Genomic DNA, 15,276 nt, shown 5'->3' with positions numbered 1-15,276 from the left:
TGACCAGAAAATTTCTGGTGAGTACACACATATCCTTCTGCTGACTCAATACGCCACAGTCAGACATCGATCTTTAAAAAGGAAAATGATGGCAAATACAAATACAAACAATCAGGCCGGCAGTATGGATTATGATCCTACTAACCCGCGCAATCAGTTACCGCAGCAAAGTTCGGCAGGCTGGTATTCTGCCTTGGGAAAAATTGGCGATCAGCCGGGCATGGATTACTGGAACAAGGAAATCGCTGCCAAGGGCTATGACAATGCCTACCGGGCCTTCATGATGGATGCGTCCACGAATCTTGCTAAAGACAAGGCGGTGGGATCGGCTGACATGGAAAAGCAGAAAGATCAGCAAAACTCCGCAGGTTGGTACACCGCACTGGGAAAAATCGGCGATCAGCCAGGCATGGATTACTGGAACAAGGAAATCGCTGCCAAAGGCTATGACAATGCTTATAAGGCGTTCAGGGTGGATGCCGCCATGAATCTTGCCAAAGGCAAAGCGGTCGGGTCAGGTGATATCGCATCGAATGCCAATCAGTCGCAGACTCAAACTCAGTCGGCACCGCTGCAGGCGAAAGCTGAGCCGGTTTACAATACCAGCTCATTAGCGACGGACTCGAGTTTTAATCCTGCGGGGAATGGCGATTATCTATCGCAATTGAAGAACAAGTACGGCCAATATAATATGTACGGTGCTGATCCTTTTCTTAATTTGAATAGTGCTTCATCCTTCATTAGCGGGCTTGTCAATGGTGCCGGGGCAGGCGCGAATTTCAACGATGCACAAAAAGCCGAAGTCAGATATGACTATATGAAATCCGGTCAGGCGGCTGGGTTACAAGGACGTGTCAATGATCAGGATGCCCAATGGTTGAAAATGGCAGGGCAAAACGGTTATGGTTATACGCAAGACAGCGTTCTTGAGCGTGCCCGCCAGAATATTTTCAAAAACGGCCAGGCTAATTCCGACGATGTGAACGTACTCAATTATTTCAATCAGGGGCCGGATGCATGGCGTGCCGGTAATAGCGGTCCGTCCTTCAATGATCTTGCGAACAAATATGGTGCCAGTAATGAGTTGCGTCAGGCTGGGAATGAAATGGGTTTTAATCCCTTGCAATCGTCCGGCATGTTTGCCAGTGACCCCTATCAGGACATGCAAAAACGTATAGAGAACTATGGCAGTCTGAACAAGGCACAGCAAGACTATCTGCAACAACAATTACAAGGTGTATCGTCGGCACAGCGCCAGCAATTGCAGCAGATGTTCCCGCAACAGCAGGCGCCCGAGGTGCAAAGACCTTCCCAGCCTGTGCAACAACAAAACCCTTACCTGCAGCCCTTTCAACAGACCGTGGCGTACGGGCAGGCGGTGAATCAGAACTGGAGCAGCAATCCGCAGGTCAATCAGGCACCGCAGAACTATCAGGCACCGCAGAACTATCAGGCGCCGCAAAATCCGTATACCTCACAAAGTAACGGGCAATACCCGGATTGGGGGCAAAATAATAATTTTCAGTACGGCATGCAGCAACAGCCATATGGCGGTTTTCAGAATGGTTTTCAGCAATCGCAACAAAACCCCATGCAGCCATTGCAACAAGGGAATTCGCAGTCGATGCCACAGCCTATGCAGTCTGTGCAATTTAACCCTTATCAATCTGCGTTTCAGCAGCCGTCATACCAAAACTGGGGGCAGCAATCGCAGCGGCGTGGATTACTGTATCAAGGCCAAGGCCAGGGCTTTGGACAGAATCAGGCATACGGGCAAAATCAGGCATACGGGCAAAATCAGGCTTCCAATAATAACCAAAACCGTTATGGATTATTAAGCGCATATGGCTCTCGTTAAAATTCAATCCGTTGGGCAGTTCGGTGTCAACAAAGATCTGTCTCAGCATGAATTACCCATCAATGCCTGGACCGACGCGCGCAATATCCGTTTCCTGGATGGTTATGCGTATCAGTTTTATGGCCATGGCGAAGTCTATAATTCCCCATCGGTGGTGCCGCAATACGTGCTGCCCTTAACAATTTCTGGCAATCGCTACTGGATCTATACCAGTGCGGCCAAGGCCTACGCAGTAACGTATTCTGCCGGCGTCGTCACGCATACCGATATCACGCATGCAGCACCGAGAGCTGGTGTCATCAACCAGTGGACGCATGCGCTGCTGTCAGGTCTGCCAGTACTGAATGTCGGTGATACGTCCAAAGTGCCGATGACCTGGGATTTGAATACCGCCAACAAATTTATTGATCTGATCAATTGGCCAGCCAGCACGTATTGTAAAGCCTTGCGGGCATACAAGAATTTTCTGGTCGCCTTGAATGTGACGGTGTCCGGTACGAACAAACCGTTTCTGGTGAAATGGTCGCATCCCGCCGATCCTGGTGCGTTCCCCTCATCCTGGGATGCGGCAGACGCTACCAAGGATGCGGGTGAAACCGACCTGGCAGAAGCCACCAGTCCGATAGTGGATGGCTTGACCTTGCGTGACTCTTTCATTATTTATACTGAAAATTCCACGCACCGTATGGATTATGTCGGCGGCCAGTCAGTGTTCCGTTTTTCCAAAATACTCGGCATGTCCGGCATGCTCAACCGCAATTGCGCAGTGGAGTTCGATGGTTGGCATTTCGTCGTGACTGGGTCAGATGTGATCGTGCACGATGGTCAGACCGCTACTTCTGTGCTGGATAAACAGACGCGCAGGAATTTTTTCCAGAATATCGATGTCAGTTCCCGGGCGAATGTATTCGTTTTCAAAAATCCTTTTTTGAACGAAATTTTTCTAGCATATCCCTCGATTGGTTCAACCGTGTGTGATAAAGCCATGGTGTACAATTTTGTCGACAAGACCGTATCCTTCCGTGATTTGCCGAACGTGAATCATGCCAATTATGGTTCTGTCTCAAATGACCTCGGTGGCAACTGGGCCCAGGATTCTGATTCGTGGGATTCCGATCTGACATTCTGGAACGGCCCAGATTACACGCCAGATACCGCGCGCGTGCTGATGGCATCGAACGACGGCAAGCTCTACATGCTTGATGCCTCAGCATCATTCAATGGTGCGATACCAAGTGCCTATCTTGAACGCCGTGGCATCTCTTTCGATACACCGGAAAGTATCAAACTGGTCAAGGGCGTGCGACCGCGAATTTTCGGCAATAAAGGTGAAACAGTACAGGTCAGCCTGGGTTCTTCGAATTCACCATATGACGAACCAAGCTGGGTAACTGGCACTTTTGTCATAGGCAATACTGTTGCGGTTGACCTGTTTGCATCTGGTCGTTACATCGCCCACAAATATGCATCTGGCACGGCTTATCAATGGCGCCTGGATTCGGTAGATCTTGATGTTGAAACAGCGGGGGCATGGTGAGAACAAGCAATTTAGGAACCGTGTCTTATGCACCCGGACAAGTACCCACAGACGCTGCCGAAATGCAGCGTTTTTTTTCGTCTGAATTACAGAAAATTGCCGCCAGCATAGCGATGCTTTCACTTGGGCATCTGGATAAAACTACGGTCGCACCGATCAAGCCCAGGGACGGCGATATCCGCTACGCCGATGGTAGCAACTGGAACCCGGGCTCTGGTGTGGGCGTGTATTACTACAAGGGCGCAACATCAGCCTGGGTGTTTTTGGGGTAAATATGGAAACAGACATCAAACAAAAAGTGTTGCAGGATATTTGTGAAGATTTGTGGAGCGCAGCAGCAAACCTGCCGGCAAACCATACAAACGGACAACTCATTCCCGGTAATTATTCTCGCCAGGAACTGCGCAAGAAAATTCTCCTGTTGCAAGAACAGATGTGTGAGGCGCAGGCATCAGGGGATATCGAAAAATGCGATATGGATGAAGTTTTCCCGCTCAGACACCTGTTCGCACCGGGTGCTTACGCCAGGGAAATGAGTTTGCCAAAAGGTCATTGGATCATAGGGAAAATACACAAGCATGCACATCTGAATTTCATCAGCAAAGGGCGGGTTGCAGTTCTGACAGAAGAAGGCCCCATGATCATTGAGGCGCCCTATACCTTTATCTCATCCGTAGGAACGAAACGTGTCGTCCTGGTATTGGAAGACACCCTGTGGACAACGGTACACATCACCAATGAAACAGATTTGGAAAAAATAGAGGAGGAAGTCATCGCAAAAACTTATGACGATATTCCACAGATTGAAAATACAGTGAAGGAGATAACATGACCTGGGGTTATATAGGCAGTGCCGCCATATCTGTAGTTGGCAAGGCGCTGACCAGTGATAGTGGTGGCTCTTCAGGCGGTAGCGCAGGCGGCGGTGGCGGCGGTGGCGGCGGTGGCTCATCTGGCGAACAAGCCAAGCAACTTGACCCGCGCATTGCAGCGATGCTATTCGGTAGTGGTGTAAAAACTTTAAAAGACGGTGCAGTTTCTACAGGCACAGATGAAAATGGGCAGCCGATTTATAAGGAATCGGATTATGATCCCGGAACCGGCTTGCTGGCACGCTATCAGTCACTACTGGATAAACCGCAAAGCGCAGGCCTGCAAAAATATGGTCAATCCATGGATGATTACCTGGGTACCAATTCTGCCTGGGATATGAATGAGGCGCGCGATTCTGCCTTCCGTCTCATGAAGAACGCCTACGACCCAGTCAGCATGCAGGCAGTTCAAGGCGGTTTTACACCAGCCATGCAGGCAGCCTACAGCCAGATGCCGCAAAGCTATCAGGCTGCCACGTCGGCGTTGGCGCAAGCCGGGCCAGCGGCCACGATCAACGCACCTGGTCAAAATAACCTGGGGCTGGGCAAGGCTTTTCAGGATGTGATCTACGGCGACATGGGCAATAATCCTTATCTTGCGGGAGCAATCCAGAAGGGACTGAATCAAAGCGCGGCACAGTTTCAGAATTTACAAAGCGATGCGATGCAACAATTCAAGGAAGACATCTTGCCTTCCCTGCGTGGTGATGCCATCGCCAATGGTCAGTATGGCGGCTCGCGGCAAGGTATTGCTGAAGGCAAGGCAGCGGATTCCCTCGCCAGAAACATGACCAGGGCTTTGTCGCAAGTGGGGCAAAACATGACCGATTCTGCCGTGGCAGCCCAATCAGCCCAATTCAGCCAAGACAGGCAAAATCAACTGAACGCTGCGCTGGGTCTGTCAGGGCAACAATACAATGTTGCCGGGCAAGATGCCGGTGCCAGGAATCAGGTCAACCTGAGCAATGCGCAAATGGCGAACAATAATAACCAGTTCAATGCAAGCGCACAAAACAATGTCATGTCGCAATTGTTCAACGGCGCCTTGCAGAACAACCAGGCCAATGCCGGGTTTTTACAACAAGCCAACCAGAATAACTACCAGGGCATGCAAGCCATGAATCTGGCCAACCTGAATTACATGAACCAGGCTAACTTGCAAAATGGCGCGTGGCAGCTCGCAAATAATCAGCTCAACAGCCAGAATAAGTTGAGTGGGCTGAGTGCCGTAATGGGTCTGACAGATAACGCCTTCAAGATGGCAACCAATCAGAACGATTATGCGCTTAACCAGGCGACCAAGATCAATGGCTTGTTGACGCCATATATGGGTATGAGCAATTCAGGCATGATACCCGTACAGCGTTCATCTGGTCAGGGCGGTTCAGGTTCTAACGGCTTAAACAGTATTTTGTCTAGTGGCACTCAGTTGTATAAGACCTTGTCGAATGGGAACCTGTTTGGCAGCCGTGGTAATCCCTACAATGATTACAACCAGTACAGTGGTGGTAACGATGGCTGGACCTTGCCAGATGGCGAAAGTTTGGGAACTTAGTCTGACTATGACGTCAGCATGTAATTTTCCTGGCAATAAAAATGATAAATCAGTCAAAGACATGATAAGAAAAATGCTCGCAACAGTTAACCTTAGCATTTTTTCTTTGCAAGATTCATGCGCTACCTAAACGCATGATCAGTAATTGCCATCAGTTTTTTTGTCACCGATTTATCTCAGCAACATCTTAATTATCCCCATTCCGATTTTAACCGGCAGACATATGCCCAACCCGATCCCGCCATTTGCTGCCTGATCGTGCTTGCCATTTAATTTTTTTGACGCGTTCATATCAATACGCGAGGAAATCGAAACATGAATGTACCAGACCATGTCGAAGCCGCAGCCAGTCAAGTGGCGGCGGCCATCACCAACAATCCAAAAACTGCGCTGGCAGTGCCAGCGATCACCACTGCCATTGCACCGCTGACAGCAATCGCCGAGATTCAAGGTTATCTGTCCATTGCCTCCATGCTGATCGGCATTGTCATCTCCCTGATCTTGTTGCGACAGCGCTGGATCAGCCTGCAGACAGCAGAAATTGAAAAACAGGAAGCAGAACAAAGACTGAAAGGAAGTCTGCATGAACAACTTTGAAATTTGTATCGCCCCGCTCTTTAAAAATGAAGGCGGCCTGAGCAACCATCCCCTTGATAGTGGCAAGCTGACCAAATTCGGTATCAGCCAGCGCAGCTATCCTCAACTCAACATCGCCGCCTTAACAGAAGTACAGGCCAAGGCACTCTACAAGCGTGATTTTTGGGATGCCAACAAGCTTGACCAATTACCGCTGGCCGTTGCTTTCGAATTCTTTGATTGCGCCGTCAATTGCGGTGCCGGTACGGCTGCCCGCATCCTGCAGCGCGCTCTGGGTGTGGCAGATGACGGCATCGTTGGCGCCATCACCCTTGCTGCAGTCAACAAGATCCATCCAGACAAACTGGCAAAACGCATGTTGGCACATCGCATCCGTTTTTATACAAAACTGGCCAACTGGCCGACCTTTGGTGCTGGCTGGGTAAACCGTCTGGCCAATAACGCCTTGTGGGAGACAGAAAATGTTTGAAAAAATCGGCCTGTTTTATAACGTATTCCGTCAGGGCCAGGCAGTCACTGACGCAGCCAAACTCAAAAACAAACAAGTGTTGGCAAACACGCTTGCAGTGTTGCTGACCACCGCCTATGCGATAGGAAAAAATTATGGTTACGACTTTCATCTGTCGGATGAAGACCTCACTCATATTGCTGCTGTCGCTGCTGTGGTGTTCGGCCTGTTCAATGTCGGGGCCACTACTGCATCAACAGACAAAATCGGCTTACTGCCAGCCAGACAATCCCTTGCAGAACAGCAGCAAGCAATGTCAGATGTGGCTGCTGTTGAACCGGCAAAGCCCTTGTTCTTTCAGCCTGGCTCCGCAATGGCAGACAGCGACAACCCACTCGCCGGACTCGACACCACCTACCGTCCTTGACTACATCAGGCAAATCGACGGCATCACCCTCACCAGAAAATGCAACTTTTAAAGGACAACAACATGCTGCAAATTGCGACCGCCATTTTTCAAATCATCGGCTTTTTGTCTGAGCACAGAGAGCAAATTAAAAAACTGATCGTGGATATCGAAAGCCTGATACCCAATACCCCCGGCGCCAGCAAGGCCCAGCTGGTACGCAACCTCATTGCCACCAGTCTGGGTATAGAAGCGCAGATTGAACAAGCCTGGCCGTTCGTCAGCAGTTTGTTCAACGACCTTGTTGCTGTTACCAAACGTCCAGCGTAAGGCGACTTCCAAGGTTGGCTAAAAATTCAGATTGCGCTAGCGGAAAGAAACTCAACACGATTGCGCTGAAAAAAATTGAAAAACCTGGAAAGAACTAATCTCAAGCTTTATGAAACGATAAAACCCGCGTTTGCGGGTTTTTTTTCATCTGTTGATTTTGAGTCTGAGAGAAAATTTTCAAATGATCAGTTTTTAAAAATGCGATGCATCTGAAATGAAAATGAAATTTTAAAGATATCAATAATCAATCAGCGGGTTTGAAACATGCATTCCTGCAAACGCGATAAATAGCCGCCAGTTAGTCATGGCGGCTTTTTTTTAGGAACACAAATGGCTATCTACAAGGAATTTTATGGATCGGATGGTGTGCCCTATGCCGTCATGCTGCCAGATGACGACGTTGATGAACAACTGGAGGCCTTGGCATCCAGAAACTCTCTACCCCCAACATGGCAAGCGGGACTTTCTTCCCTATTTCAGCCTGACAATTCGCGCTATCAGGATGAGAGCGATATTGCCGCTGATTTATCAGATATGCCGAGTGATTCACATGGGGGCGTATCGATAAATCGTAGCCCGGCTTACGCAAATCTACGTATTCCGGAAGAAATGTACTTACCCTCCGTATCAGGTCGCTTCGATATGTATGGCGATGATGACACCGGTCTGGGCACATGGGGACATATACCAGCCAGCCGGGATATGACAGGCAGTTTTGCGCTTCCCGGCATGGACGGGCTTGTCGGTCATGATTCGCTTTTTTCCTCCGACATGACGCGACAGTGTGTTCGCGAACAAATGGCGAACGAAGCCGATCGTTATGCAAACCAATCAGAAGAGCCGACAGATGCGCAGGATTTCTCAGCACAAAATCGCAACCTGTTAAATGCGGCCAATCGTCTCGCTGATGCCGATTATTACACCGATAAAAACCTGGATCAGGCAAGTACGGCGTTCTCAAATACGCCTTGGCTGGACGGAGGGCGATCGTTCAACGATCCTGCCTTGCCTTCAGACATAAAAATGCGTAGCAATAGTTTTGATACCGGCACTTTCGGATATTCATCACCGCAAAGAAATCTGTATCCAGCTGATAGACCGACCAACGACGGTAGCACAGAGTTGACCCCCGCTGCGACGATGTCAGGCTTCGGGCAATTGATACGTCCGCGTTTGAGCGAATCCAGTGGGCAGTTATTACCCGACGATATGCGTACCAATCTCATCGGGAGTATAGGCAGGACAATCCCTCTGATTGACGCTACCGATGGCCGCGCTTCAACCACATCAGGTGAAGCTCTGACAGCCATGTTCAAAAAGAACTTTGGTTACACGCCGGCAGCTGGCGAGTTAGGGCAGTTTGCAGCAATGACTGGGCTGGGTAATAGGTACGCAGATGATGCCTTAAACGGTCAGAGCCGCGACCTGTCGGCACTGTTCCCCAGCATGTCCAGGTATGACGATGCGATCAGGCTTGATGGCAGCAGCCCCGCACTTTCACGCCCATTCAGGATAAACGACCTGTTCGGCAATCTTTCTGACGCTGCACTGGATAGTGGTACTGCAAGGGCAAAAAATTCACCGTTGAGCACGCTTGCCTCGAACAGTTTGTGGAATGGTGTTTTGAATGATGGATACCCAGCCACCAACATTGACGAGCAAAAAGCGGAAAGTGGCGCAGACAGACAAGCAAATGTTAATGAGCCAGCAGGAGATGGGCTGCTAAACAGAACACACACACCCGCGCCTCAAACCATGCTGGGCTCAACACGCTTGATAGAGCAAACCAAGGACTATGTTAGCGCCAGTGAATTACATAAATATTGGGGTGGGAAAAAAGATATCAAAAGTACCACTGATCTTAAAAATGATATGATGGATTGGCAAGCCAAAATTGATCCGGATTTTACAAACGAAATAAGCAGAAAGATGGGTCTCTTTGCAAAAATTACAGCCGCGATTTCTTTAACAGATAGGCCCGAAGAGGTGGTACGCATGTATGCAGTTCCCGATTCAAGTAAGTACGATGAATTGCGCGCAATGTTAGACCCGGATACGCATAATCTGGCGGCAGGAGTGACAAAGCAGGATTTCTACCAAAAGGCACGCGATCTCGGTTTAAGAATGACCGTACAAGAATCGGGTATTACGAATAGCGTCTTGCAATCTTATTCGAATAGCCGGTCATTGATAGAGGAAATGGATAAAAAGGGTACACCGACCATTGTCTTGAATACCTATAACGCAACCCATGGTGTATTGCCAGACGGTATTGAGTCCATGCTTACAAAATTTGGCCTGGATAGCGCCCCCGTCATTGGTACGCGCATTGCGATTCAAGAAGCCAAGAACTACAACAAGATACTTTCAGCAGAAAGCAAAGAGAACATCTATACCCAGGTTTGGGGACATAGTGAAGGCACTCTTATTGCCAACCAGGCTATCGAAGGTATTGACAAAAATGATAGATCGGATATCGATTTGCATAATTTTGGCGTGGCAACAGGCGACGTGCCAAGTGGACTTCATGCCTACAAAGGTGTGGGCAATATTAATGATTCGGTGTACACGAAATTCGGTAAAAGTTTCACCGCAACTGGTGGTGTGCCGCAATCAAGAAACTTTATTGAGGCCAATAATCGAAATCCAGACTCTTATCAATTTAAAGAAACGGATTTTAAAGTCGCCGCGAATGGTAAGCCGGTAGAAGGTGAAAAAAATCACAGCTGGCAATACTATATGTCTGATCCGGTGGCGCGTGAGGCTTTGGGTTTAGCACCGCTAGATCAGAGATTGCAGGACTTCTATAATCATAGTTATTGGATCCATAATGAATAGTCATAAGCGCATTGTATCGCAGTAAAATCATCAACCAGCTCGGAAGCGGGTATTTTCAACAGCAGAGTGAATACCCGCTACTATTATTACTACTACTACTACTACTACTACCTTGACCACGATAATTTTCTGGAAATTTAAAAGATGATGATTTTCCCATTTTGCTTGATAGACCCGGAGTGGTACTACATCCGTAAATTCATACGTCACCTCAAGGAAAACCATTATCCAAAAGAAGACGAGCATGGCTGGTATTATATTTCCAGGGTATTTAAGGGGGAACACATTTTATATACAGACCCCAATGGCTCAAGTTTCGTCGATGTGGAAACCCGGGAGTTCACCGAGATTTTTGCAAAATCGATAAAGAGATGGGATTTCTTCTGGCCAGTTTCTGACAAGCAGCGAAAAATCGTGCTGGAAAGAATGCAGCGATATGTTGAAGAAGATTGCCGGGTTTGTAAAATCGTTGATGAGTGAGTCAAAAATTTAATACATGCATATGCGCTGGAATGTCAGGTGCGAATAGCGTGTCAGTAAAATTCTGACTGTGAATGGCTATACGACTGAAAACGATGGAAAATTATTGGAGCCATGACGCCAGTTTTAATATCCCTCAACTGAAAAGATGAGACTGGTCTATCCATTCGAGAAGAAGTAAGAGCCCGCATTTGCGGGTTTTTTTTCGCCCGTCGATTTGTTCCGCCGAACGCGCAATATATCCCATTGAAAACAACTGGCACCAGGCATTTCTGTGAGTCTAAAAATATCGTCAGCTTAAGTGCGCAATTGAAAACGCAATATCAAATTTTAAAACAAAAGGAAAAACATGCCAAATTACAGAAGCATCATCGGCCCGGATGGCGTATTTTATGATGTCGATGCGTCGGATTATTCAGACGATGATGATGTAAACAGCGTGACGTCCGAAAACTATGATGGCAGTCGAAGCGCTGACTTGCTGCCCTATTTCTCACAAGCTGGCAATGATATTGATATCAGCTCAGACATCCCCTCATTTGGTGAAATGCTGGCGCGCAGAGGGGCAGATCAATCTGATATTACCGATGTACCAGATGGCAATGGAAAATCCGCATTTTTGCGCTCAGAAAAAGCCAGCTACCAGGCAGGTGATTTCGATGGTCGCGATGTCAGTCGGGCAGGTGACACGATGACCGGACTGTACAAAAAGAGGTATGGTTATACCCCTAGTCCAGGTGAATTAATACAATTCGCCAATTTAAATGGCTTGCGTAGTACGCACGATTTACCCATTGATCAAGTGATAAACAGCCCACGCCTGGAAAGCCTGCATAAGATTGATGTCAGACCAGATCAGTTCGAGGATTATTTGGCCGGGAACGATTACTTCGTTCAGAAGCGTAAAGAGGCAGCACAAAGTGACCCATTGACCAATGGTTATCTGTGGAATGCATCACAAGCAAAGAAGGATGTTGATCCTTTTTATCAGATGGCAATGGAAGCAGCCGATCGTCGACCAAGTTGGGAAAACGCTGCATGACTTGGACTTTATACTGATATTTGCGATGCTCAAGCGGATAACTCTTCGCTTATTAGTGATGGTGATAAATCGCGTGCAAATGAAAACCTGGCGACTCCAGGAAATCTAAGTCGTCGCTTCGTAAAAGGCGTAGGGAATGGTTTGCTGGATACAGTTTGGCAACCAGTCGCAAATACAATTGATCTAGGTCAGACAGTCGTCGGATTGGCTTCGGGCGACCGTTACGAGCCAAAATGGTTGAGCGCTGTGGGGAAAAATTATCAAGCAGGGATGGGTAAGGGTGAAGTTGCATTGCGCTCTGCAACTGGCATTCCTGTCGTGGGGCAGATATTAGGAACTGGATTGACAAGTTACGATATGGCTAGTGCGGCTATTGATGGGAGGTGGGGGGATGCAGCAGAAGATGCCGGGGGTGTTGCTGCAGGGTTTGCTACAAATAAGGCAATTCAACGCAAATTTGCGCCAGAACCTGGAGCTGAATTGGGGTTTTACAAAGTACGTCCTGAAATTGAAACAATAAATCCTATGGTCAGTCCAGGAGGATTGTTGGAACTTCTTCCTTCGAGTCAAACGCCGAATTTCAATTCTGCACAGCCCGCTTATATAGGTGGAAAAACACTGTATCGCGTATCTGACAATGTGAGGACTTCTCCTGTTGGTGCGTATTGGGCTACAGAGCCACCTCCTCGGAGTTTGGGAAAATGGCGGAATAAATATGCAATATTGAGCGAGTGGGGTAATGATGGTACAGTAGAAGGGAGTTGGACGCCTAAAGGCGGATGGGCATGGGGTGGAGAAGCCGCTCCTCAGGCCATAAGGGGCCAGCATACAGAAAAATCAATTTTGGGATCCAAATTTCGATATGGTTGGTTACAACCCGGTGGCGGCTATCAAATTTATGTACCTGATTCCAGGAATGTGATTCCACGTTCAGAAATTTCTTCCCATCCAACTCCATGGAGCAAATAAAATTGGATAGAAGATTGCTGGCAATAGTCCCGATCATCAATGAGCTTAGATCTTTGAAGTCATATTTGTTAAGCCTTGGGAATGAAGATAAGTGGGTTCCAATTAAGTGGATAAATTCAGATTTGGAAATAATCGAACCTCTGTTAAACGATCATTTCTGGCCGCCGGTTTGGTGGCGATTTTTGCATATAGATGCTGCTTTAAGTGGCACAATCAATAATTTCCATAGACTTGACGGTGACGGAAGCTTTCAATTTTTGGAAGAATTGCGTCCAGGTTTTATCGATGGGAGTTTTCCCGTACGTGACGAGATCATGACTTGGGTTGATAAAATCGAAGCAATGCGTCTAACGTCCAAGTAAGCGACAATAGTCGTTTACTGTGTTGATTTGCACTGAAAATTGACCCACTGGAGTGCGGGCAATAATTTGCATCTATTGTGACCCACGTTTATCACACAATCCTACTTATCTTGATGAGTAGGGAGCAGGAGTGATTGACGTGGCATTACTAGGTATTATTCGACGCTGGAACATTCGTGACCAGGTTCCATTACGCGAGATCGCCAGACGACTGGGCATCTCCCGCAACACTGTCCGGCGCTATCCGCGCGACGCTTTCTGCGCTCTGAAGTCACAGAGCCAGCCTATGCGGATCGACAAACAACAAGCGCCATCGATAAATATGCATTACAGCTTTCAAGCTGGCTTAGAGCCGAAGCTGGTAAAAATCGTAAGCAGCGACGAAGTTTAAAGCAGCTTCATCTCGATCTGAAAGAACTGGGATTTGAGGGATCGCATGGCCGAGTGGCCGCCTTCGCCAGGAAATGGAAGGTGGATCAAACTTACAGGATCAATTCAGCTAGTAGACGTACAAACCCGCATTTGCGGGTTTTTTTTCGCCCGTCGATTTGTTCTGCCGAACTTTCAATATAGACCAGCTGAAAACAGCTGACACCAAGCGCTTATGTGAGTCTAAAAATATCGTCAACTTAAGTGCGCAACCGAAAACGCAATATCAAATTTTAAAACAAAAGGAAAAACATGCCAAATTACAGAAGCATCATCGGCCCGGATGGCGTACTTTATGACATCGATACATCGGATTATGCAAACGATGATAGTTTAAACGGGGTGACATCCGAAGACTATGACGGTGCCCGCAGATCTGGTCTGCCGCCTTATTTCTCGCAGGCCAGCAATGATAGCGATGACAGCCCGGACATCCCTTCATTTGGCGAAATGCTGGCGCGTAGAGGGGCAGATCAATCTGACATTGGTGATGGATTGGATGACAATGGAAAATCTGCATTTTTGCGCTCAGAAAAAGCCAGTTATCGGGCAGGTGATTTCGATGGCCGCGACGTCAGCCAGCCTGATGATACGATGACGGCGTTGTTCAAAAAAAATTACGGCTATGCCCCAAGCCCGGGTGAGTTAATACAATTCGCCAAATTAAATGACTTGCGTAGCGCGCATGACTTACCTGTCAATCAGCTGATCAGGAGCCCAAGTCTGGATATTTTGCATGGGGTCGATGTCAGTCCGCCACAGTTAAACGATTTTATGGCGAGGGATGCGCAAATCAGGCAGGACAGGAACAAGCAGCAACAAATGCAGGAAATGGACAGATGGCGCTCTTTGAACGGTACCCGTGCCGAGATGCTTGCAGACCCCACTTACCAGAACGTCATATCTGCCAAAGACAATATAAAACGCTACCTCATTGATAGCCGCTATCCTGATGACGTGGTCAGATTGCCGGTAGCTGTCAGCCCATGGACAAAGGGAGCAAAATCTGCGATTGGCATGCTCGGAAGTACTGTAGGTGCCATAGAGGGCGGTGCGATGACCGCTCTGGGAGGTGCCCTTGTCGCTGCGCCAGAGCCGGTACTTACAAAGATAGCGGGCGTTCCACTTGCAGCATTTGGTGGCGCAACGGTAGCAAAAAATATTGGTGATTTCGGCATGAATGCGACCAATCTATACCGTGCTATTCAAGGAAAAAACGATGAGGCAGATTACTTGCCAGACAATGCACTGGAATATATAGCCAAAAGAAATGGCATGACTGAAGCACAGCAAAAAACGGTTGCGACGGGTGATGAATTGTGGAACATGATGTCCGGAAGGTTTGTCAAAACACCGCAAAGATTAGGACCTAAAATGGCCGAACAATTGCAATCAACATCTAAATCTGCCAGCGAATATGCCGCATCGAAATTTCCGTCAATATGGCGCCTCTACGAAAAAATTGAAAAACCTGCTGCCCGAGCAGATTTTGTGAAGAGAATGGATGATTTGACAAAATAAGAGAAAGTCCAGTAAAAAGGAATGCGATCGGT

General features: G+C 47.9%; 16 protein-coding genes. All 16 read left to right on the top strand.

The annotated features are described in order from the left end of the window. The first annotated feature begins 88 nt into the window (after positions 1 to 88). Positions 89 to 1,858 carry a hypothetical protein gene (locus ACO0LH_RS00965; RefSeq protein WP_422939166.1) on the top strand — a complete coding sequence of 590 codons (1,770 nt, stop codon included), beginning with the start codon at positions 89 to 91 and terminating at the stop codon, positions 1,856 to 1,858. Continuing rightward, on the top strand, positions 1,845 to 3,395 hold the full coding sequence (locus ACO0LH_RS00960) for a hypothetical protein (protein WP_422939165.1): 1,551 nt from the start codon (positions 1,845 to 1,847) through the stop codon (positions 3,393 to 3,395). The genes ACO0LH_RS00965 and ACO0LH_RS00960 overlap by 14 nt, the downstream gene beginning before the upstream one ends. Next, positions 3,392 to 3,667: a hypothetical protein gene (locus ACO0LH_RS00955; protein WP_422939164.1), complete on the top strand. Its 276-nt coding sequence runs from the start codon at positions 3,392 to 3,394 to the stop codon at positions 3,665 to 3,667. The genes ACO0LH_RS00960 and ACO0LH_RS00955 overlap by 4 nt, the downstream gene beginning before the upstream one ends. A gap of 2 nt (positions 3,668 to 3,669) precedes the next feature. Beyond that, positions 3,670 to 4,227 (top strand): hypothetical protein, encoded by a 558-nt coding sequence (locus ACO0LH_RS00950; RefSeq protein WP_422939163.1) that lies wholly within the window; start codon positions 3,670 to 3,672, stop codon positions 4,225 to 4,227. Further along, positions 4,224 to 5,822, top strand: coding sequence for a hypothetical protein (locus ACO0LH_RS00945; RefSeq protein ID WP_422939162.1), 1,599 nt, complete (start codon positions 4,224 to 4,226; stop codon positions 5,820 to 5,822). Before ACO0LH_RS00950 ends, ACO0LH_RS00945 begins: the two co-directional genes overlap by 4 nt. Before the next feature lie 315 nt (positions 5,823 to 6,137). After that, a complete protein-coding gene (locus tag ACO0LH_RS00940) occupies positions 6,138 to 6,419 on the top strand; it encodes a hypothetical protein (RefSeq protein WP_422939161.1) in 282 nt (93 codons plus the stop codon). Continuing rightward, positions 6,406 to 6,888 carry a glycoside hydrolase family 108 protein gene (locus ACO0LH_RS00935; protein ID WP_422939160.1) on the top strand — a complete coding sequence of 161 codons (483 nt, stop codon included), beginning with the start codon at positions 6,406 to 6,408 and terminating at the stop codon, positions 6,886 to 6,888. Before ACO0LH_RS00940 ends, ACO0LH_RS00935 begins: the two co-directional genes overlap by 14 nt. After that, positions 6,881 to 7,294 (top strand): hypothetical protein, encoded by a 414-nt coding sequence (locus ACO0LH_RS00930; RefSeq protein WP_422939159.1) that lies wholly within the window; start codon positions 6,881 to 6,883, stop codon positions 7,292 to 7,294. The genes ACO0LH_RS00935 and ACO0LH_RS00930 overlap by 8 nt, the downstream gene beginning before the upstream one ends. A gap of 63 nt (positions 7,295 to 7,357) precedes the next feature. After that, the gene (locus tag ACO0LH_RS00925) at positions 7,358 to 7,603 is read left to right on the top strand and encodes a hypothetical protein (RefSeq protein ID WP_422939158.1); all 246 of its coding nucleotides are present in this window, start codon (positions 7,358 to 7,360) and stop codon (positions 7,601 to 7,603) included. A 330-nt stretch (positions 7,604 to 7,933) separates the two neighbouring features. After that, positions 7,934 to 10,441: a hypothetical protein gene (locus ACO0LH_RS00920; protein ID WP_422939157.1), complete on the top strand. Its 2,508-nt coding sequence runs from the start codon at positions 7,934 to 7,936 to the stop codon at positions 10,439 to 10,441. A gap of 144 nt (positions 10,442 to 10,585) precedes the next feature. Then, positions 10,586 to 10,921, top strand: coding sequence for a hypothetical protein (locus tag ACO0LH_RS00915; RefSeq protein ID WP_422939156.1), 336 nt, complete (start codon positions 10,586 to 10,588; stop codon positions 10,919 to 10,921). A 349-nt stretch (positions 10,922 to 11,270) separates the two neighbouring features. Next, the gene (locus ACO0LH_RS00910; RefSeq protein ID WP_422939155.1) at positions 11,271 to 11,963 is read left to right on the top strand and encodes a hypothetical protein; all 693 of its coding nucleotides are present in this window, start codon (positions 11,271 to 11,273) and stop codon (positions 11,961 to 11,963) included. A 141-nt stretch (positions 11,964 to 12,104) separates the two neighbouring features. Beyond that, positions 12,105 to 12,932 (top strand): hypothetical protein, encoded by an 828-nt coding sequence (locus ACO0LH_RS00905; RefSeq protein ID WP_422939154.1) that lies wholly within the window; start codon positions 12,105 to 12,107, stop codon positions 12,930 to 12,932. Further along, positions 12,920 to 13,294: a hypothetical protein gene (locus ACO0LH_RS00900; RefSeq protein ID WP_422939153.1), complete on the top strand. Its 375-nt coding sequence runs from the start codon at positions 12,920 to 12,922 to the stop codon at positions 13,292 to 13,294. Before ACO0LH_RS00905 ends, ACO0LH_RS00900 begins: the two co-directional genes overlap by 13 nt. A 139-nt stretch (positions 13,295 to 13,433) precedes the next feature. Continuing rightward, positions 13,434 to 13,685, top strand: a complete 252-nt coding sequence (locus tag ACO0LH_RS00895; protein ID WP_422939152.1) for a sigma factor-like helix-turn-helix DNA-binding protein — start codon at positions 13,434 to 13,436, stop codon at positions 13,683 to 13,685. Positions 13,686 to 13,975: 290 nt separating this feature from the next. Further along, positions 13,976 to 15,244, top strand: a complete 1,269-nt coding sequence (locus ACO0LH_RS00890; RefSeq protein WP_422939151.1) for a hypothetical protein — start codon at positions 13,976 to 13,978, stop codon at positions 15,242 to 15,244. Positions 15,245 to 15,276 lie beyond the last annotated feature (32 nt).

This window comes from Undibacterium sp. TJN19, assembly GCF_049339485.1.
Classification (GTDB): domain Bacteria; phylum Pseudomonadota; class Gammaproteobacteria; order Burkholderiales; family Burkholderiaceae_D; genus Undibacterium.
This window is presented reverse-complemented; position numbering and strand designations above follow the sequence as displayed.